We start from the raw sequence: 20,072 nt of genomic DNA, 5'->3' as shown, positions 1-20,072 counted from the left end.
AAATCACCATGGCATCATTGAACCGCGCCACTCTGATCGGCAACCTTGGCAAAGACCCCGAAGTCCGCTACACCGCAGAAGGTGCAGCCGTGTGCTCAGTGTTGATTGCCACGACCCACCAATGGAAGGACAAGGCCACAGGCGAGCGTCGCGAAGAAACCGAATGGCACCGCGTCGTTTTCTATGGCCGACTGGCTGAAATCGTAGGCGAGTATCTGCGCAAAGGCCGCACGGTATTCGTGGAAGGTCGCCTGAAAACCCGTAAATGGCAGGATGCCGACACCGGTACAGACCGCTACACCACGGAAATCATTGCAGACCAAATGCAGATGTTGGGTGATCGAGAAGCTGCCAAGGACGACACTGCACAAGCCGTGCCAGCATCCCGCCCGAAAGGCCGCAACAGTAAGGCGAAGGCACCGGCTGCAGCGCCTGAGGAAGTCGATGCATCAGAAATTCCCTTCTGATAGACAGCCCGCCGCAGGCCGGGTAACACCGGCGACACGATCACCCAACGAGCCCGGCCCAGCCCGGGCTTTGTTGCGTTTATGGCCTGCTGTTTATGGTTGGTTGCTGTTCTTTCGATCTGCTGTTTATGGGGGGCTGTGTATCAGTCATCCGTCAGTGCAAGTCAGAGCAGCTTGCGCTACTGATGCCGTGCAGTTCCCAGGCTGCGCCTGGGCCCCTGTCCGGTGACGATGCCAGCCCGGTTCCCGGTCTGGCTGGGACTTTCCGTCCCCAAATTCGCCTACGCTCATTTGTGGCCTTAAAAATCCCACACATGACGCACCCCTGGCGGGGTGTGAAAAGGGTTGTGTTTTCAGATGCTTAGCGGGAAACCGTTGTGACTTTCGATGCAGGACAAACAGAGCTACAGAATTGCATAAGGCATTGATTGGAAGGCAGAATGGAAGGCCACGTGTGTGGCTTTCCGGGGTGTAGACGGCTGGATGAATACTTTCCGCAGTTCTGCGGCTACATCTCGACGGCTGGCTTTATACACTTTCATGCCTTGCCGACGGCAGGACAGCTACAGAGTGACTGCAACTGGACTGCCCGCCAATTACACGTTGATTGCAATCTGTATACACAGTTGCGTCAACCCACCTCAAGTTCAGATTCGGTGGGTAGCTGCAGCGCGGCCAGCTCCCTTTCATCCTGGCTAAAGATCGCTGTGGCCACAGGCTGCAGGTCATGAGCAAGCCCTTTGTATGTTTGCCTGTCCACTCGTTCCGGCAGCTTCTCTGCGTCGTCGGTGAACACCGTGACCTCATGCCGTTCCCGCGAGATGCTGACGTAGTAGGTGTCCTGGGCGGTGGTGCGGCTGAAACTCTCGGCGTTGTAAAGCACCCGGTCGCAGGTCAACCCTTGTGCGCTATGCGCGGTGGTGGCGTAGGCGTAGTCCATGTTCAGGGGCTGGTCTGTGGGTAGTTGGACATGGCGGCCCTGGGTTTCCAAGGTAACGCTGACCGCGTCGATTGTTACGACTTTCGCCAGCTGTCCGTTGACCAGGTCGTGCCGGGCATCGTTGCGCGTAATGCGGACGTGGTCGCCTACAGAAAGCTCCGCCGTGTTCAGGTGATAGACCGACAGCTTGCTCATGGTCTTGGGGATGATCTCTATGGGCTGCTCATTGACCGCGTCTCCCCGGACCGGCATCACGCTGATACGGTCATGGCTGTTGCTGCCGGTCACACGGTAGAGTTCGCCGCGTTTCAGGCCACACTTGTAGTCACGCTCTGGAATGACGATGTCGCCTACCGTGTAAAAGCGGGCGACACTGCGTTCGGCACGAGTGGTGTCATGCCGGGTGAGTAGTTGGCACGGGCGGCCTTTGCCCTCCAGGCCGAGCAGGGCGTGGATGCGTTGATTGATCGCATTCCTGGAAGCGTTGGTGCCGGTCACGACAATGGTGTTGGCCTGTTCGGTGGCGCTCAGCCTGGTATAGGTCCGAGCGATGTTCTCATAACGGGCTGAGCTGTTGCGGGTCTTCCTGCCATGTTCGTCCGGGGTGAGCTCGTCTGGAATCACATGGATTGCATCCAGCAACGGCAGAGACCGGCTGGCCCGGCCTGTGGCGGCAAGTTCTACCGCCTGGCGCAGCCGCGCCGTGCGTTGGCGCTGGATGTCGCCCATCAATACGGTCTTCATTCCGTGTTCCTGCAGCATGGCAAAGGCGCGGCCTGCCTCGATGGCCTTGGTCTGGGCCGTGTCGCCCAGCAGCACCGTCTTCGCACCTGTTGGCTGAATGAGGGCCAGCAGCTTGTCCATTTGCCGCACCGGCACCACCCCGGCTTCGTCGATAACCACTATGGATGTCGGCCCCAGGGAGTCCAGGAAGGGGCGCTTGTCGGCAGCGGCCAGGATGGAGGCAATGGTGTTGGCCGGAATGCCGTCTTGGCGCAGGTTGCGCACCATGTTGCCGTAGGGCGCGAGGGCCGTCATGGCGTGACCCTGCTCACGCAGAATGGCCTGGGCGTTTTGCAGGGCAAAGGATTTCCCAGTGCCGGCCAAGCCCTGGATACCGGCCACTTGGTCGGTTCCCGTGGTAATCAGCATGACCGCTTCGCGCTGGCTGGGAGTCAGAAGAGCGTCCCGGGCGGTTTCGGCGTCGGCGGCGTTGATCGTGGGTTGCCAGGCACCCCGGCCAACCCGTTCAGCGGACAGAATCCGGGATTCGGCTTCATACGCCTTGCGGGTGGCGTAGCGGGGGCTTTCCATCAACAGGCGGCCCAGGGCGATGGCGTCATCAACTCGTTGCAAAGCAGTGGCTTGGCTCAATCCAGCCAGCCGGTTGGCTTCCGCAGCCCATCCTTCGCGGGTCATGGTCTGGGCTTCCTTGTCCTGTGTGCTGCGGTAGTGCGGCGCTTCTTGGATCAGCACACCGGATGCGACACGAGCCTGGATAGCAGCTTGAACGGCGGTGATGTCGGTATGACCACCGGCATGACGGATGGCGCTGTGCAGGAGGTCGGCCAAGGGCATGACGGACTCCCGTTCAGTCAGATGCTGGATGGCCCAATCCAGCGAAGCCTGGGCAACCAGGTCGGCTGACATTTCATGTGCTTCAGGTGCCTGTCGTTCAGCGTTGTGGTGGGCCTGGTCAAACTGCATCCCGATGGCGGCAGCGGCTTCCCGCCACTGATGGTGCAGTCCTGTGCGGCTGAAAGCCTGGGTTTTTTCCTGGCGGTGCGCCAGACTGATGCCCTGGCGTAGCGCATGGGGCGCATTGTCGCGGGTCGTGCCGCGTGCAGTCAATTCAGCCGTGATGCCGGCGCTGCGCTTACTGAAAAACTCGATCTGTTCACGGGTGATATGGGCCAGTTCGATATGGTTTTTTTCATGGCGAACGGCATACCCCAGAGCGCGGACATTACGTTCTAGCTCGGCCTGATAGATGGCATCGGTCACCCGCAGCAGCTTGAAAATGGCCTCGTTCGAGAGCGACACCCAATTACCGTCAGCGCGCTGGGTCAGGTTCATCAGCAAGGCGTGGACGTGCAGGTGCGGATCAGGAGCGGCGTCCTCTGTAGGGCGTGCAGTTTCGTGACGGAACTTGGCAATGATGAGATTGTTGGTCTGTTCCACCCGAGACTTACCGTTTTCCTTGCGGCGGCCCATGGTCAGATGTTGTTCGACATAGGCCAGGGCGGCCGCGACGGCCTGATCGTTGGCGTGAATCAGGCGCACATCGCCACCGATCAAGGCTTGCAGGGTGATGCTCTTGGGCGCGCCAAAGGTCAGGTCGAGTGCTGCGCGAGCCTTGGAATCCTTGCGAATCGAACGGTTTGCGGTGACACTGCGGCCAAATTCGCCTTGCAGCATGGCTTTGAAGCGCGCAGGATCGATCTCGCCGACCGCGCCCAGACGACGGGCGCCTTCGCCTTGCCAAGTGGCGGCACCACCGTCGCGGCTGTAGTAGTCGTCGGCTTGGTCGGCGTAGTAGTTGGTGGCAAGAGACGCGCGGGCGCGATAGATCTGGCTGTGGGAGATCATGGGTGCTCCGGGAAAAGTGACTGGTGGTGAGGGATTGGCCAGCAGGGTGAACACCGCGCCAGTGCTGGTTTATGGCGAGAAGGTTGCCGTGGACTTACACACGGTTATCCACGGGCTCTGTGGATGAGTTAGTGGCAGCTAACGACACTAGGGAGGTAGCTCTCTTGTTGCTGATATAGGAAATATGTCAAAATGAAACAAAACGATTTGGCCGATCCCTGAGCCTAGTCGCCCGAAGGGGGAGTGCATGAAGGTTGTGAGGCTGACCATATCGAATTTTCGTGGCATCAAGAGCTCCGAACTGCTCTTAGATGGCCACACCTTGTTCGTTGGTACTAACAACGTCGGAAAGAGCACTTTGTGTGAAGCACTGGATCTGGTGCTTAGCCCAGACCGTCTAAATCGTATGCCACCAATTGACGAGTTTGACTTTCATAACGCTCGTTACTGGATCGCCCCGACCGTTGAAGGTGAGCTTGGTACTGCAATCCCATTGCGGATTGAGGTGGTTCTGGTTGACCTCAGTGCATCAGTTTTAGCAAAGTGCGGTGGTCATCTGGAATTCTGGCATACCGATGAGCGTCGGCTAGTTGCGGAGGGGGAAGCTGACTTAGTGCAGGAGCCAGTCTCCGTACCTTGTTTGCGCCTGGAGACTATTGGACGATATGACGAAGAAGAAGACGAATTCATAGCCAAAACCTACTTCGCGCACAGCCCAGATGCTGCAGAGGATGAGGAGAAAAAGATAGTCCCGCGGCCCCTCAAACGCGAGTTCGGGTTCCTATATCTTCGCGCACTTCGTACAGGTTCCCGAGCACTTAGTCTGGAGCGAGGTAGCCTACTCGACATCATCTTGCGTACTAAAGGTATTCGCACTGCGCTGTGGGAAAAGACTATCGCGAAATTGCGGGCGATGGATGTGGAAGCCGACGCGCCGGAAATCGCCCCAGTCCTGCGCGATATCGAAAAGCGGCTGAGCCGCTACATCGCGCTTGAGGCACCAGGAAATGCGACAAGCTTGCATGTGTCTGAGCTAACGCGGGATCACCTGCGGAAGACAATGGCGTTTTTTCTGCAGCTGTCGCCCGATCAGGATCGCGTGCCTTTCGCCCATGCTGGCACAGGTACGCTTAACACCCTGGTGCTAGCGCTACTTTCCTTTATCGCCGACCTCAAACCAGAAAACGTCATATTTGCGATGGAGGAGCCGGAGATTGCAGTTCCACCGCCCACGCAGCGGCGTATAGCCCAATACTTGCTCACCAAAACCACGCAAGCATTCGTTACCTCGCATTCGCCCTTCGTTATCGAGCGTTTTGATCCGTCCCAAACAATGCTCCTGTCGCGCGATGCTGGCGTAGTTACTTCTCAGAAGGTCTCTGACGCTTCAGGCCTGAGCGATAAGGAGTTTAAACGGTTTGCACGTTGGGGCTTGTGTGAATGCATGCTGGGCAAGGCAGCAGTGGTGGTTGAGGGGCTCACCGAGTTCCATGCGCTTCCCGTTGCCGCTGCACGCATGGAGCTAGAGGAACCCGATGTGACGGGCGGGCACTCACTTGACGTACTCGGTGCTACCTTCTTCTATGCCGATGGCGAGTCGAATATGTCAAAATTTGGCAAATTTTTTAAGACGCTAGGCCTGAAAACATTTGGCTTTTACGACGTGGTTAAGCGATCTGAGAAAGCCGCCGAGGCGTTGAAGGCGGCTTATGACGTGAATCTTGAGCACAAATATAAGGGTTTTGAGGATCTCGTCGCCCAGGAAATGTCCGTTGCTACTCTTTGGTCTTTTCTTTTTGGCCTGCGTGAGTCAGGTGAAGTCACGGAGATGGGGATTCCGGCAGAACAGCCAACGGAGGCGGATGTTCGTAAGCTGGCAGCCGTCGCATTGCGTCAAGGAAAAGGAGTGGGGTGGGCAGCAAATTTGTTTGAATCCTGCGATTACAAAGATCTGCCACCTACCGCGATGGGATTTCTGCGTGACGTGTATTCAGCACTTCCGAAGCCTCCTGAAATCGGTGCTGATGAGGGAGGCGACAATGACGGAGGCGAGGAAGGCGTAGCCCCAGTGCAGTCTGCTCCGGGATATGGCGAAGGCCATTGAGTCTAGTATGCCTATTGATCCAAACTGTCCTAAGCGTGCAGCTATTGTGGCCTGCGAAAGTCATGCGCTCGTGCTTGGTGGCCCTGGTAGCGGCAAGACGACTGTGGCTTTGCGTAAGGCGGTCGCGCGCATTAGACAAGGGTTAGCCTCGGGTCAGAAAGTGCTGTTTCTAAGCTTCTCGCGTGCAGCTGTCGCGCGGGTGTTGGATGCCGCCAAGATGGAAGTGGCAAAACAAGACCTCGCGCTCGTGTCTGTGGAAACGTTCCATGCATTCTTCTGGCGATTGCTCAAGCCGCACGGCTACCTGCTTGGAGCCCCACGTAAGTTGTCAATCCTATTGCCGCACGATGAAGCAGTGTTGCGGGACGGCATTAGGGAAGAAGATGCTGGGTGGGCTGATTGGCTGCAGGCCCGTGACAAGCTATTCTGGGAGAAAGGGCGTGTCGCGTTTGATCTCTTTGCGACGAATGTTGCAGTGCTGCTGGATCGTTGTAAGTATCTGCCCTCCTTGATTGGCGCGACCCACCCTTTGATTATCGTCGATGAGGCGCAGGACACTGGTACAGATGCTTGGCGATGCGTGGAACTGCTCGCGCGGCATTCACAGGTGTTGTGTCTCGCCGATCTCGACCAGCAAATTTTTGATTTCCTTCCTGGAGTCGGCCCTGGCCGAGTGGACGATATTCGCAAAGCACTGAAGCCCGTTGAAGTGGACCTTGGCTCAGACAACGGACGCAGTCCGGATAGTGAGATCCTTGCTTTTGCCAACGATATTCTTACTAATCGCCCGCGTGGCGCTCCGTACAAAGGAGTGCAGGTGATCACCTACAACCCCAAGGGCGTGAATTGGAACGTGTTGCTGCGGCGCGGTATTAAAGCCATATTCGATGCAGCGACTGCCCAAGGGAAGGAAGCACCCAAGACCATCGCTGTGTTAACAGATACAAGTGGCAACGCGTTGAACGCGTCTAAGGCTCTGAGCGCGATTGGTGATGCTAATAAGGGCAAGGCAGTCGCGCACAAACTGCATTTCAACGAAGCGGAGGCGCTACTGAGCGCGCGCATGGTTGCCTTCTTGCTGGAACCCAAAAAGGAAACTGAGCGGGATGCAAACGTGGCAACTTGTATGGAATTGATTGCGGATGCCAGAAAGGCTACGGGCACTGGTAAGGTTGATGTGACTACGATGCGCAGGCAGAGCGTTGACCTGCGAGCTGGCAAGGTATCCAGGGCCACAATCATAGGTGCTCTGCGGAGCGTGCTCACTATGCTTCAGGAGCAGGGATTGACAGGCGACCCTGTGGCTGATTGGCTGACTGTTAAACGAGCGCTGAAGAACACAGGTCACAAAGACCTGTTGCGTGTGGTGCAGCAACTCGATTATTTAATTGCTTTTCAGCGTGGTGATCGCATTTCGGCTGGACTTGCAGATGAATGGCTTCGCGAAGCAGCGTATACAAAAGCCCGAGATGTGTTGGATTTGGCCCTCGCACAAGACCAGTTGCTTGATGCCACTCATGGGTTGGAGGGTTGGCATGTGATGAACGTACATAAGGCCAAGGGCAAGCAGTTCGACGGTGTCATCCTCGTGCGCCAAGCCCGATTTTCGGGGCTCAAGCCGGAGTCTAGCTTCATCTGGCGGGATGACGTTGCGCCATTTTCTACTAGTCGCAAGATATTACGGGTCGGTGTCAGTCGTGCGCGAGATCATCTGGTGGTTTTAGACCCGATTTGGCCTGCATGTCCTCTTTTGAACGGGCACAAATTCACCTGAGTTGTTGTTGAAGAAATCCATCAATTCTGTTGGATGAGCTTATTTTAGTTGATTAAATTGTACTTTCCTGTCCCCAGTTTGTTATCAAAGTGCGGTTGTGGATGCAGCAACTTTCAGCACTTTCTCCGACTCCTGAAATGCCACTTCCGCCACTCCAAACTGCCTGAACGGCAACTCCACCCGGGCAATCGGGTAATCCCCCGCCAACGCCACATACCCGCCCAGCGCAGGCAGCGCCTGTATCTGCGCCGCCGTTACCACCTCCTCCGTCACCCGTTCCATGTTGTCCGACGTATTGCGGTTGTCCGCACTGCGGCTGATGCTGAACTTGGGCCGTTCCACTTCATGCTTGCCCAGACTTTCGCTCATGTCCTTGGCCGTCTGCGGGTCGGTGCGGGAGCCGCCGAGCACGGCCAGGTTGCGGAAGCTGGCCCGGATGGTGGTGGCCATCGTGCGCCCGTAGATGTGTTCCAGTTGTGACGTGCTTTGCAGGCCGGCCACGATACGCAGGCCGTTCTTGCGGCCCTTCGTCAAACCGGCTTCCAGAGAGGGCAGGGCGTCCAGGCTGGCCAGTTCGTCAATGAAGAGCCACCAGCGTCGGTGGGCGCTTTCGGGCATGGACAGGATGGAAGTGATGAACACGTCGGCCCAGGAAGAAACCAGGGGTTTCATGGAACTCATCATGTCTTCGCGCCAATTGATATACAGGTTGCCGCCGTCTGGTTTTTCCAGCCAGTCTCGGATGGAGAACTTACCCGGCTTCATGCCGGTATGCTCCGACAGCTTGTTCGACAAGACGAAGCGGGCAGAGGACAGCGCCTTGCTGGCTTCGCTGGAACCGACAAACAGGGATTCGGCGAGGGTGCCTTCCAGGAACTGCTTCAGCACCTTGGGGTCTTCGATCGTGCAAAGCCGGAACAGGTCCATGATGCTGGCTTCTTCGCCCTGCAGCTCATAGAGCTTCTTGGCGGTTTCGCGCAGCAGCAGGCGACCGAAATCGTTCCACTCTTCTGCGTTTCGGTCCTGGCTCATGGGAACCATGGAGCGGGCCAGCCGCTTCCAGTCGTAATCGGCGCGCACTTCGTTGAAGAATGACCAGCCCTGGCTGCGGGCATCATAGGGATTCAGGATGACATCGTTGGGCTGCCAGAATTTGCTGAGCAGATCGCCATTGGGGTCAATGACAATCATGCGGTCATTGCGTGCAGGCGTTTGGCCGGTTAGGTGCCTGGCCATGTCATGCTGTGAGCGCTTGAGCACCGATACCGCCATGTTCCGCAGCAACACCGATTTGCCCGAGCCGGTGGCGCCGCTGATGAGCAGGTGCAGGTTTTCATTGGCGGTTGGCATCGGAATGCCCCCCACGTCTATCTGCATTTTGCCGCGTTCTTCACACTGGCGTGCCAGGTTTTTGGCACTGGTGGTGCGGGTGCCGCGCACAAAGCGTTTGTAGGCGGCGCCTTCAAAGCCTTCCGTCCTGGCCGTGCGTCCTATGAAAAGTATCAGCACCAGGGAAAGAACCAGACCGACACCCAGCGCACCGTACAGCAGAGGGTACTGCGGTGTGAGCATCACGAAATGACGGAAGGTGCGAGCGTTCCAGTCGCGCCAGTGCATCTGGCTGGCCCAGGTGGCTGCAGTCATCCAGGCTGCTGTGGGGAAAATTGCCAGGGAAAAGGCGGCGATCCGCCGCCGGGTGATGGGTGAGATCAGGGTGGACATGGACAAGGAACCTCAAGAGAGCAGCTGCTGGCCGAGGGCAAGCCCGGCCAGTAGTCCACCCAGCACGCCGGCGCCGCCGCCCACCGCCAGGGCGATGATGGCCATGCGGCGCGCTGATTGGTGGGCAATGCGGGCGTATTGCGCGGATTCCTGGCTCAGCTGGTCCAGCTGGGTGCCGGTATCGTTCAGCATGGCCTGTATGGCCTGCTGAAGCTGCTGGTTTACTGGCTTGGCGGCTGTTTCCAGGGTGGCGCTCAGGTGTCGGCTGAGTTGTTGGGGCAGCATCTGCTGGGTTTCGCTTATGGACTGCATCTGCTGCTGGGCGGTATCCAGGGTACGGGTAACGGCTTCCAGCCTGTCCACCAGGCCGGCGACTTCGCCTAGGACTTCGTGATACAGCAAATCCAGTTTTGAACGGGGGCCGCTGGGCGGGGTGTGGGCGTCCATGACAGATCATGAAAACAGGGCAGCGAAGGCTGCATTCATCTGCCTGTCCACAGGCTTGGCCAGGGCGTGCAGGGCGTGGCGGTTACTCAGGTGCGAGATGCGGGCGTGGTCTTCCGGATCGGCGCTACGCAGCAGGGCGCGGTAGTCGGTCTGGTCGGCCAGCACATCGGCAATGGTGGTGCGCTGGTCGGCCAGCAGCTCGAAGACTTCGTTTTCGTAGACGGCGGCCTGGGGGTTGGCCTGCACTTCGCCCGACTTGGTGGCATAGGCCAGGATGGAAGGAAACTCTTCTTCCACGCTGCTATCGACCCGGTTGAAAAGAATCCGTACCCGGTCCGAGTCCACACCCAACGCAGCCAGCGCGGCCACGGTTTTGATGGTTTCGCGCTGTGCTTTGCCGGTGTTGATGACCGGCAGCACGAAGTAGCTCATTTCTTCGTGCGCGCCTTCGTAGCGCATCATGTGGGTCAGGAAGTCCTCGATGTTGCTGGCTCCGACATCGACAATCGCGTCATCCCGGGTGAGCAGTTCGCGGAACAGGCGGCCAAAGTGATCACCGCGCAGCTGATCCACGTTCAGGCCCAGGTCGGCGCCGGTTTCGTTGGTGGATTCCACCGCAAAAATCTGCGCCCCGTTCATGCGGGGCGCGAGCAGGTGGGAGGCAACAACTGTCTTGCCAACGGAGCCGGTGTAGTTGAGAACGGCGACTTTCATGGTTTATTCCTTGTGGGGTGTTGTCAGTGGAAGAGGGGGGGGTTACTTGCCTTCACGGCGCAGGGCTTCCAGGTCGATACGCATGTCGCGAATCTTGCGCAGGTCGCCGGGTGTCTGGATGTTGCGTGGCCGGCCCTGGATAGCATCAAGGGCTGAGTCGGTTGCGGCTGGCGTTTTGGGTGCCGTGGTGGGCACAGCGTGTGGTTGTGGCTGCGCTGCAGGTTTTGCTGCAGCAGACCGCAGGGCTTTGCGCCAGCGGTACAGAGTGATGGCGTAGGTGCTGTACTGGACCGACAAGCCCGCTGCGGCCAGATCATCCAGTACGGCAGCATGGGGAACGCCGGCGGCGAGCTCAGCTTCGATCAGAGGAAAGAGCGCACGCAGCTGGGCGGCGATGCTGATGCGGGGGTCCAGCTCAGCGAGCGCGGCCCGGTAGCGTGCGACGGGAGCGGGTTCAGTCATTGGATTCCAGGGGATGGGTGCCGCTTATCGCGACAGTTCAGGAAAGGCGGCAGCCTGTTTGGCGACCAGCCACGAGCGGCCCGTGGCCAGTGCTTCGTCGTAGGCGGATTGTTCGTCTGTGAACAGGGCAGTTTGGCCGTGGGTAGAGAATTGACCGCCGCCGACTTCCTGGCCGTTTTCCAACAGGCGCAGGGTGAAGCAGCCCGTGTCGGCTGGGTGGGGAAGAATCTCGAAATTAAAGCGCAGCCGGGTCTGGGTGACTTCGTCGTAGAACTGTCTTTCGACTTCGCGCAGGCGGGCGGTCCACTCCGGGCCGATGCGCTCCAGGGCTTCAGCGATGCTGTAGCCGCGTTCGCGCAGCCAGTCCCAGCGATTCAGAATGAGCGCCGCAGTTAGCGCTTCGCCCAGGCTCATGGTGCCGATGTCATGGAGGGCGGCTTCCTGTGCGATGTTGAGCATGCGGGTGTCGATGTTCGAGTGCATGGGGTCTCCTTTGCCCTGTGACTTGATAGGCAGAGCTTGAGGTGAAAAGAAGGGGTGTCCCGGGTGGGCGGGTGCTGGCTTCGTTGCTGACCGACAGCCGCTATGCGGCTGTGCAGCGTGGCAATGCAAGATGGCCTGACGTGAACAGGCAAAGTACGGCGTGTCAGGCTGGCTGACGGCGTGACTTGTTCACAGGCCGGTTTGGTAGAAGTAAGGTAGAGATAAGGTAGAAGGCGCTGCGATGGCTGGAAAGCCATTATTCATGCGGATTTCTAAAAATCATGCGCGATGCTGTGACGACAAAGCGCGATGTTCTGACGAAAGACCGCGATCTTATGACGACCCTGCCGCGATGCTATGACGGCGCCAAAAGCCACTTACCCACAGGCTGAAAATCGTGCCTGGAGTGGCAGCTTCCGGGCATAAGGCGCGATGCTATGACGATAAAAAACTAGCGTTCCAGGCGCGTCCAGACTGCCTGTTCATGGCCCCGAATCGCGGCTTCAATCCGGGGTTCTGCGATCACCTTCAGGGCTTCCAGTTCGTCCAGGCTGCGCTCCAGCGTGACCCGGAAATCCCGCATGCGCCCGGTGTATTGGGCGCGTTGCTTGAGGATGTCTAGGCTGTATTTTTGCTGGATGTCGGCAGAGGTGCCAATCAGCCGCTGCAGACTTTTGGAGAGGTCATGACGCATCTGCAGGCGCTTAGCCCAGTCCACCAAGGCATATTCCCGGTTGCCGAAAATTTGCGCCCAGCGCGGGTCGGCATACAGGGTGTAGCTGCCGCTGGCTTCGTGGTAATCAAAGCCACCGATCATGGCAATGACGCGGGTGGATGGGTGGCGGCCATAGCTGTATTTCACAGAGCCGTCTTTTCGGCGCGCCTCGATGCACAAGGTGAATCGGGCGAGGTCTTTCATGCCTTCATGCAGCCATTCGTACGCGCTGCCCCCTGTAGGCCGGCCCATGCCCCGCAGGAAGTCGGCACGGTTGATGACCGGCGCTTCTCCTAGCAAGGCCGTGGTTTGCAGATACATGGCGTGCATCCAGATGTCGGCATGGTCTTCACTCAGTTGCTTGCCCGACCCTTTCAGCAGGATGTGGCTGCCCTCCAGGAATACGGTTTCATCGTGGAGAGGACGCCAACCCCGGCGTACCGGGGCAAAGATGGCGCTACGGGCAATGTAGTTGGGAATGGCCCGGACGGTCTCGTTCATGCCGGGCAGCATGAAGGGTGCCGGGGTGGTGGCCTGTTTCTCAGCGGCGTCCGTCATGGCCTGTGAGGCTTTCTGCATGGCGCGCTGCATGGCGGCTGACAGCCGCTGCAGGTTGGCATCCTTGTGAAAAGGCGTGCGGGTGGGGGTGGTCATTGATGTTGCTCCGGGCGAACCCATGCAAGGTGCGCCTGGAATGTGTGCAGCGCCTCACACGGGTTCGGGGATAGGTTGTGACCCGGCCTGTTGCCGGATCTAATGGTTGGAAGTGGCGTTGCTGCAGGAACTCAGGCGACGACGTGGCGCTGGGGTTCAAACCAGATTTCTTGCACACGGAATTTCTCGACATGCACAACAATGTCCACGGTCTGCTGCAGGAAGGTCTGAATCGTGGGCAAGTCCAGATTGCCGCCGGTGGACGACTGCTTAATAAGGATGGCCAGCCGGTCGAAGGCGTCGATTGCGCTGTTGGCATGCGTGGTTGTCACAGAACCTGGGTGGCCGGTGTTCAGGGCCGCTAGGTAATCCCAGGTTTCCGGGCCGCGCAGCTCGGCCAGAGAAATCCGGTCGGGCGACAGACGCATGCAGGCCGCCAGGCAGTCGGTGGCCGACACGCGGCCTCGTGTGCCGCCGTACATCATGTGGACGCGGTTCTCATGCCAAGGCAGGATCAGTTCATGAACGTCTTCAATGGTGATAAGGCGTTCATGGACGGGTATTTCATTCATGAGGGATCGGGCGAAAGTGGTTTTGCCTGACCCTGTTGCTCCCGAAATCACGATGTTCTTGCGTTCGCGGACGGCGTCCACCAGAAACTCGAAATAGTCTCCCCTGTTCTTCAGTATCAGCAGTCGCTGATTGAGTTTCGACAGACCGTCAGCACCATATTTGGCGGTGGCATCCATAGTGGCCTTGAAAGCCCCGCCGGACGCCAGCTGCTTCAGGTAGAAAGTTTCCGTGGCGTGTTTACGGATGTTGATGGCGATGGTGCCGTCTATGCAGGCCGGTGGAAGAATGATCTGGCCGCGCTCCCCATCAGGCAGAACCACCGACATGATGGGGCTGCGCGCCATGTGGTTGTAGGCTGCAAGGGCCGTCGCCAGCGCTTCCAGGTGCTGGTAACTCAGTTCCTCGCAGTCGTGCGACAGCCAGTGTCCGTCTGTGCGGGCGTACAGATGGCCTTCGCGCACGATAGCGATCTCTGTGACTGTCGGGTCCTGCAGATGCTGGGCGAGGGGTCGCAGAAAGGTTCGCACAGAAATGGCGCGATCAAAGGGGACCACCTCAAGGGGTAAGTTCAAGGTCGTAGACATGGCTGAAATCCAGATCACGGGCGACCATGATGCCGATGCGTTCGCCCTGGTTTTTATAGAGAGTGGGGGGTATGTCCAGAGATCGTTCCAGAATCTTGGCGATGGCTTCCTGCCCGCCCTGGGCAGTGTTGTCGAAGCGGATGTTGTTGTCGCCAGACTGGCCCTGGTTCGATGCCCAGCTGCCGAAGTCGCCCACCAGGGACAGCAGGATGGCGTTGCCGAAGCGTTCCCAGAAATGGTTATCGACATGACCGTCCAGCCCGGCTTCGCCCAAGGGGCCGGTGCCGGGTGAGGCCAGTTCCACGATGACGCCAGCGGGGGATTCCAGCCGGTTCCAGGTGACAAAGGCACGGGCCTGGCCCTGCTGGATGCCGCCGGACTGATAGCCAGTGAACTTGGTGCCGGCATCAATCAGCTTGACCTTGCCGTTGGCGCTCATGACATCGTGGGTGGCCAGGCAGGTGAGCAACCCTGGCTGAGTGCTGACCAGTTTGGTTTGCAGCGTGCAGTCGATCATGGTGCCTTGCGTAAGCAGGAAGTTACGATCCCCGAGCAGACCGGCGACAGAGGGTGCAAGCTCTAGCGGTCGCAGCTTGTCGGCCAGCGGGCCGGCGTCGCTGTAGGGGCCGTTTGGGGTGCTGGCCGGACTGCTGACTGCGCTGCCGCCTTCTGCGCCGCCCGCCTGCAGCGGGCTGGCCAGTCTCCGCTGTGCGACTTCATTGACCGGCGGCGGTGCTGCGGCTGTTGGTGGTGGAAGTACATACGCGGGCGCCGGAACTGGCGCTGGAGCCGGGGGTGGCAAGGGCTTGGGTGGCGCTGGTCGCTCGACCCTGGGCGGCTTCAGCCGGTTGGTAATTCCACTCTGATCGGCTTCCAGGCTGCTGTCGCTGGCAGGCACCGGTTCCCGGCTCCAGGCTTTCAGCAGCACACCGATGGCGACGGCAATGGCCACCAGAATGGTGAGCCACAGAAAAGCGCGTGCGCCGCGTGGGGCGCTGCGCCCGGCGGTTTCCAGGCTCGGGGTTTCGCGCTCCAGGCTGGCCGTGGTGGTCTGGTCCCGGTGCGGATCGGTGTCGTTCATGGGCTGTTCCTTCATGGCGTGATCTCCCGAACCCGCAGCGTCGGTACAGGCGCTGCCGCGCCTTTCACTGCGCGCCGGACGTTGGGGGAGGCTGTGCCGGTGTGGGCAGGTACAGGGGTCAGGCCAAAGGCTTCGTTATGGATGGCCAGTACCTGGTTGCCCAGGCGCAGATGCCAGCGTGGTGAGGTGCGATGCAGCACCATCGTGCGCTCATCGGCCATGTGATAGTTGGTGATGACTTCCTGGCCGTCAGGCGTCACGCGGTACACCGTGGGCATGTCGGTTTCCGGGGGGAACTGCAGCCAGGTATGGCGGCCATCATCCCAGGCGTGAACGGGGGCAATACTGGCGTTGCCACTTCGGGTGTATGCCTGCCAGTTCATCGTGCCGGCAGATGCTTGCAACGAGCGCTCAATCGCTGCCTTTTGTGCCGCCTGTGCCTTCATGCGGGCCTCTACTTCCGGGTAGCGCATCACCAGTTTGTAAAGGGCAGGGGCGTTGCGGTCGTGGCTGTAGGACAGTCGAAAGCTGTATTCCCGCCGGTCGGTGATGACAATGAGGTTGGTGTCGGCGTCTTCGGCGGTGGGCTTGAAGAACAGATGGTGGTTCTTGTACGTGAAGGCGTAAGCCTGGCTGTCGCCAAAGACGTGATACTGATAGGTTTCGCCGGGTTCCAGCATGATGTGGGTCGCGACGCCGATCACCGCATCCAGCTGAATCACGTTGGCCGGGTCATAGTTGACATAGCGCACCCGATGGTCGAGCCGTGATGAGCGGGGCGTCTCCAGCGCCCAGGCGCTGGCTGGCAGGGTCAGGCACAGCAATAGCGCCACAGCTCGCCCGCGTGGGAAGAGTTCAAACATGGGGATTCCTTCTGCTCCAGGGCGGGTCAGCGCGAAAGGTCGGCGGCCAGGTCGTAGCGCACAACCTGAAAGCCCAGCGGGTTGCGACGGGCAACGGCTTCCGTCAGGGGAACGTCGGCGTACTGGTAGGCCATGGTGGCAATCAGATGGCGCGTCTTGGTGATGTTGCCGGTGGAGACTTCACGTTCGGTTCTGGTGAAGCGGACAATGGCAGCCTGATTGGCGCCCAGGGTAATGGAATGAACCTGAACATCTACCGTACCCAAGGTGCCAAGCCGCGTAGTCACAGCATCCGGCCCTTCAAACCGTTTGCCGTACTGCACCTGAATGGGCGGCGACGACAGCAGGGCGCAGGTGTCGAATTGCTCTTGGATGGTCTGCCAGCTGTAGCCTTCGCAGTTCAGCACATAGGTGTTCAGAAAATACTTGGCGATGCGCTGACCGTAGTCTTCCATCGGTTCGCCCAGAGTGCTGACATGCTCGATGCTGCCGGTGGCGTTGTCCACGCGCACTACATACATTTCAGGCGGCTGTTTCAGGGGCGTCAGGACCGCTACAGCGGCGACGGCGGCAAAGGCGATCAGCCCCGCGCCCATGGCAACTTGCCATGCGCGCTTGCGGCTTGTGACCAGTTCGCCCAGGTGGTCGCGCTCCAGGCCGCGCGACTGTTCCAGCCAGGCTGCAACGTCTTCAGACTTGAGGGGTTCTGACACGGTTCAGGCTCCTTTGAAAATCGGTGCACTGGCGTTCACAGGCACACGCGGTCCGTCAGCAGGCTGTGGAGGTTGGGGCGCATGAAAGGCGCAGCCGGCCAGCAGCCCGGCCAGCGCCAGGGCGGCAATGAGTTTGTGCATGGGATGGGCTCCTGTCCTGCCGCGTGGGCAGAAGGGAAGGTGTGATGGCCCCGCTGGGCAGCGGGCGCGAAAAGGCTTACTTGGCGCGCAGTCGCAGCATGCTGCGCAGACGCAGAACAGAGAACGCGCCCCGGGCGGCGGAACCGACACCGAGTTGAGCGCCGAAGCCGTTGGAGAGCCCGGCGGCAAGGCCGGGAATCAGAATCATGATGACCAGGCTGGCGGCGCCGACAAGAACCTGGGCGCCGAACAGCGAAAGCACATCGGCCATCCCTGTTTCTATTTGGTCAGCTATCATGCGGATCAGCTGGATGTTGAGCTGCAGGATAAGGCCGAAGACCAGGCCCGCAAGCAAGGCGAGGAAGACAAAGTTCAATGCCTGTGAAACCCAGTTATTGAAGAGAGGTTTTGTTGGCTCGAACAATGTCGCGGCGATGAAGATCGGCCCTGCTGCAGCCACCAGTGCCATGCCGACTTTGCAGACCACCACAATGACCATGATGATGCTGCCTACGACGGCCGCATTGATCCGTAATAGTGTCGCCAGGATGCTGACCAGCACTTCCCTGGTGGAAGGCATGAAGTTGTACCAGGGCCGGTCGCTGGAACCCAGCATGGCATTGGATGCCTCACTGGTCTCGTTCTGAAGCTTATCGACTTCTGCCGCCACGTTGCCCGTGCCGAGCGCGAGCTGTGTGACATCGTCAGGCAGTGCGATCATGGTTTTGGCAATGTCGTTCTGATACAGGCCGCCTGCCCCAAAGATCATAGACACAATCGCCACGAGAATGGCCTTGCGGAAGAACTCTGTGACAGTCATATTGCTTTGACCGTGCATGAGTGCAAACGCATACACAACGAATTGCAGAGTCAGGCCCACCACGATGACAGGCATGAGTGCTTCGAACAGTGCCTGCATCGGCCCGTTGATAGCATCGCTGAGGATGCCTTCGGTTTGCGTCATGACCCATTCAGCTATGTTGCTTGGCGTAGTGGGTGCCGCGACGGATGGAGTGGGGCTGGCCATAGTGTGCCAGCCTATTCAGCTGCGCCGGGGGATGAGTCTGACGCTGGCTTGTTCCCAAACCATCCTCCATAGACACGTTCAGCCCGGGCCTGCAGCAGTTGTCGTTCCGCATCCAGTTGCTGTGCAGCGAGCTGAATGCGGGTCTGTTCGGCTGAGATATTCGCTTGCTCAATCTGAATCCGCGCCTGCAGTTCAGCAATTTCCTTGGGGTTTGTCGTTTGATTGATCTGATCCTGCAGGGCATCGACGTTGGCCAGCCTCTGTGTCATCGAGTCGTAAGCCCGTTCACTCATCGCCTTCGCGGTTGCCTCAATGTTCAGTGACCGTTTTGACAGCTCCTGTCTGTCTTCGGCGAAATTCACCGGGGCCATGACATTGTCTGTGATGCGGGAGACATCCCCGTTCAAGCCTGAGCTACCAGACCGGTTCAGCAGGTCCTGGGCGCTGGAGGGTAGCGCTGCGCGAAGCTGATCGCGGATGGCGTAATCGTTGGGAATGACACCGTAGCCGCTGGACTGCGTGAAGGCGGCAAGCTGCTCCCTGGCTGTTGCCAGTTGATCCGTCAGGTTCTTCAGCTGGTCGCGGGCGGTCAGCAGCTGTTCTTGCAACTGGGCTATGGTTGCAGCATCGACCGTAGGGATGCCGCTGGCGCGGGCAGGGTTTATGAAAACAGCGGCCAGGGCAATGCCCGCCGCAAGATGCTTGTAGCGTGTCATGGGAGAACTCCGGGGGTAATAGTGGTGGCGAGCTAAGTCGCCGTGCGTTGTGTAGGTCTCTGTCGAGAACGGGCGTGGATGGCGTGTGCTGCCTTAGATTGTCTGTGACGATCCTTCTTTCGTTACTATGCATGCCACGAGGAGAATTACCGAATGGCACTTACATCCACCCAAATTGGAGCAATTGGCGAAAACTTGCTTATCAACGCCGTGATGAAAGCAAGTGACGGAAGGCTATCACCATTCCAGCCACTGGCTGACGATGATGGCCTCGACGTGCTTTTCTACGATAAGCAGACCGGCAACTCCGCCGCCGTCCAACTGAAGTGCCGAACGAACACATTGCGAAGAGTCGGCTCAGAAGAACGCGGACACACAGTTCACTTCGAAGTGCGGCACACCACTTTCAATGAAGCGCGGCGTGCTTATCTCGTTGGCGCCCTGTGCAACGACGATTTGACAGACTTCGTCGCCACATGGCTCATACCGATGTTTGAACTGCCACAGATCGCGCGCAACATCTCCGGCAAATGGGTCATAAGACCCAGCATGGCCAACGACAGTAAAGATCGCTTTACCTCATATCGGTGTGACACGGCCATCCAGCTAGCAGCTCGAATAATTGCTATTTGCGAGGCTGACGGGCCGAACGGGCCGCCTGGGATGGGGCCGCCGGTTAGGGAGTTTTAACGGAACTCAGCGGCACCATCATCATGTAACCATGCTCAACCAGCTTAACAGTCCGCTTCTGGAAGTCGAAGCAAGTACAAATCACCGCTTGGAAATGGCTGCTTGGTATTCGGCTTCCGTGATACGGCGAGCCTTTAGGTTGTCAGAGACAATTTCATCGTCAGCCTCTTTGTAGGCAATGTGTGTTCTGTCGCCCACGACCAGGATATTGTCTTGGCCTGACCCCATAGGGTGGTCCGGTTTCAATCTTAGTTCATGATCGGCCTTGGGGCTATTGCCTGGGCAGATGACGGTGCTGCTCCGCTTGCTGGCGCAGGCCAGATGATGGCCTCGGGTGCCGGTGGCTTGTATCCAAGCGACGAGTGTGGCCTCTCGGTGTTGTAGTACCGCCGCCAGGCTTCGATGATGATCTTGGCCTCGGCGAGGCTGTAGAAGATCTCACCGTCGAGCAGTTCGTCGCGGAGCTTCGAGTTGAAGCTCTCGCAGTAGCCGTTCTCCCAAGGGCTTCCAGGTTCGATGAACGCTGTCTTTGCGCCGACGGCTACGATCCACTCCCGTACAGCCTTGGCGATGAACTCCGGGCCGTTGTCGGAACGGACATGGCCGGGCACAC

19 protein-coding genes are annotated in these 20,072 nt (G+C 58.9%); 4 read left to right on the top strand and 15 right to left on the bottom strand.

Annotated elements, in window-relative coordinates; genetic code table 11:
* The first annotated feature begins 8 nt into the window (after positions 1 to 8).
* On the top strand, positions 9 to 467 hold the full coding sequence (gene ssb / locus C1I89_RS32035; protein ID WP_102776210.1) for a single-stranded DNA-binding protein: 459 nt from the start codon (positions 9 to 11) through the stop codon (positions 465 to 467).
* Positions 468 to 1,098: 631 nt separating this feature from the next.
* Here the strand turns inward: ssb and mobF are convergent.
* On the bottom strand, positions 1,099 to 3,996 hold the full coding sequence (mobF, locus tag C1I89_RS32030; protein ID WP_102776209.1) for a MobF family relaxase: 2,898 nt from the start codon (positions 3,994 to 3,996) through the stop codon (positions 1,099 to 1,101).
* Positions 3,997 to 4,243: 247 nt separating this feature from the next.
* Here mobF and C1I89_RS32025 point away from each other — a divergent pair, with 247 nt between their 5' ends.
* The gene (locus tag C1I89_RS32025; RefSeq protein ID WP_102776208.1) at positions 4,244 to 6,100 is read left to right on the top strand and encodes an ATP-dependent nuclease; all 1,857 of its coding nucleotides are present in this window, start codon (positions 4,244 to 4,246) and stop codon (positions 6,098 to 6,100) included.
* Between the two features lie 7 nt (positions 6,101 to 6,107).
* Positions 6,108 to 7,874 carry a UvrD-helicase domain-containing protein gene (locus C1I89_RS32020; protein WP_102776227.1) on the top strand — a complete coding sequence of 589 codons (1,767 nt, stop codon included), beginning with the start codon at positions 6,108 to 6,110 and terminating at the stop codon, positions 7,872 to 7,874.
* Positions 7,875 to 7,958: 84 nt separating this feature from the next.
* Here the strand turns inward: C1I89_RS32020 and C1I89_RS32015 are convergent, their stop codons facing one another.
* The 13 genes from C1I89_RS32015 to C1I89_RS31955 all read right to left on the bottom strand — a co-directional run bounded on the left by C1I89_RS32015 (position 7,959) and on the right by C1I89_RS31955 (position 18,769).
* The gene (locus tag C1I89_RS32015) at positions 7,959 to 9,596 is read right to left on the bottom strand and encodes a type IV secretion system DNA-binding domain-containing protein (protein ID WP_102776207.1); all 1,638 of its coding nucleotides are present in this window, start codon (positions 9,594 to 9,596) and stop codon (positions 7,959 to 7,961) included.
* Positions 9,597 to 9,608: 12 nt separating this feature from the next.
* Positions 9,609 to 10,043: a hypothetical protein gene (locus tag C1I89_RS32010; protein ID WP_102776206.1), complete on the bottom strand. Its 435-nt coding sequence runs from the start codon at positions 10,041 to 10,043 to the stop codon at positions 9,609 to 9,611.
* Positions 10,044 to 10,049: 6 nt separating this feature from the next.
* Entirely contained in the window at positions 10,050 to 10,757 is a 708-nt protein-coding gene (gene stbB, locus C1I89_RS32005; protein WP_102776205.1) for a StbB family protein, read from the bottom strand.
* A 42-nt stretch (positions 10,758 to 10,799) separates the two neighbouring features.
* The gene (locus C1I89_RS32000) at positions 10,800 to 11,219 is read right to left on the bottom strand and encodes a hypothetical protein (protein WP_102776204.1); all 420 of its coding nucleotides are present in this window, start codon (positions 11,217 to 11,219) and stop codon (positions 10,800 to 10,802) included.
* A 24-nt stretch (positions 11,220 to 11,243) separates the two neighbouring features.
* Positions 11,244 to 11,702: a hypothetical protein gene (locus tag C1I89_RS31995; RefSeq protein WP_181391100.1), complete on the bottom strand. Its 459-nt coding sequence runs from the start codon at positions 11,700 to 11,702 to the stop codon at positions 11,244 to 11,246.
* 451 nt (positions 11,703 to 12,153) lie between these two features.
* The gene (locus tag C1I89_RS31990; protein WP_102776203.1) at positions 12,154 to 13,071 is read right to left on the bottom strand and encodes a TrfA; all 918 of its coding nucleotides are present in this window, start codon (positions 13,069 to 13,071) and stop codon (positions 12,154 to 12,156) included.
* Between the two features lie 131 nt (positions 13,072 to 13,202).
* Entirely contained in the window at positions 13,203 to 14,228 is a 1,026-nt protein-coding gene (gene virB11, locus C1I89_RS31985) for a P-type DNA transfer ATPase VirB11 (protein WP_102776202.1), read from the bottom strand.
* Positions 14,200 to 15,309, bottom strand: coding sequence for a type IV secretion system protein VirB10 (gene virB10, locus C1I89_RS31980; protein WP_258231572.1), 1,110 nt, complete (start codon positions 15,307 to 15,309; stop codon positions 14,200 to 14,202). Before virB10 ends, virB11 begins: the two co-directional genes overlap by 29 nt.
* 11 nt (positions 15,310 to 15,320) lie before the next feature.
* Positions 15,321 to 16,172 carry a P-type conjugative transfer protein VirB9 gene (gene virB9 / locus C1I89_RS31975; RefSeq protein ID WP_102776200.1) on the bottom strand — a complete coding sequence of 284 codons (852 nt, stop codon included), beginning with the start codon at positions 16,170 to 16,172 and terminating at the stop codon, positions 15,321 to 15,323.
* Positions 16,173 to 16,198: 26 nt separating this feature from the next.
* Complete coding sequence (locus C1I89_RS31970) at positions 16,199 to 16,885, bottom strand: virB8 family protein (protein ID WP_102776199.1); 687 nt, start codon at positions 16,883 to 16,885, stop codon at positions 16,199 to 16,201.
* A 3-nt stretch (positions 16,886 to 16,888) separates the two neighbouring features.
* A complete protein-coding gene (locus tag C1I89_RS31965) occupies positions 16,889 to 17,026 on the bottom strand; it encodes a conjugal transfer protein (RefSeq protein ID WP_102776198.1) in 138 nt (45 codons plus the stop codon).
* A 76-nt stretch (positions 17,027 to 17,102) separates the two neighbouring features.
* Entirely contained in the window at positions 17,103 to 17,990 is an 888-nt protein-coding gene (locus C1I89_RS31960; protein WP_258231571.1) for a type IV secretion system protein, read from the bottom strand.
* A gap of 74 nt (positions 17,991 to 18,064) precedes the next feature.
* Positions 18,065 to 18,769: a type IV secretion system protein gene (locus tag C1I89_RS31955; RefSeq protein ID WP_102776196.1), complete on the bottom strand. Its 705-nt coding sequence runs from the start codon at positions 18,767 to 18,769 to the stop codon at positions 18,065 to 18,067.
* A gap of 153 nt (positions 18,770 to 18,922) precedes the next feature.
* Here C1I89_RS31955 and C1I89_RS34265 point away from each other — a divergent pair, with 153 nt between their 5' ends.
* A complete protein-coding gene (locus tag C1I89_RS34265; protein ID WP_146196969.1) occupies positions 18,923 to 19,459 on the top strand; it encodes a hypothetical protein in 537 nt (178 codons plus the stop codon).
* Between the two features lie 248 nt (positions 19,460 to 19,707).
* Here C1I89_RS34265 and C1I89_RS31950 read toward each other — a convergent pair.
* The coding region (locus tag C1I89_RS31950) for an integrase core domain-containing protein (RefSeq protein ID WP_146196968.1) at positions 19,708 to 20,072 on the bottom strand (365 nt) is incomplete at its 5' end.

This window comes from Achromobacter pulmonis, assembly GCF_002885955.2.
Taxonomy (GTDB): domain Bacteria; phylum Pseudomonadota; class Gammaproteobacteria; order Burkholderiales; family Burkholderiaceae_B; genus Achromobacter; species Achromobacter pulmonis_A.
Note: the sequence above shows the minus strand (reverse complement) of the source record. Positions and strands in the feature narration are given on the sequence as shown.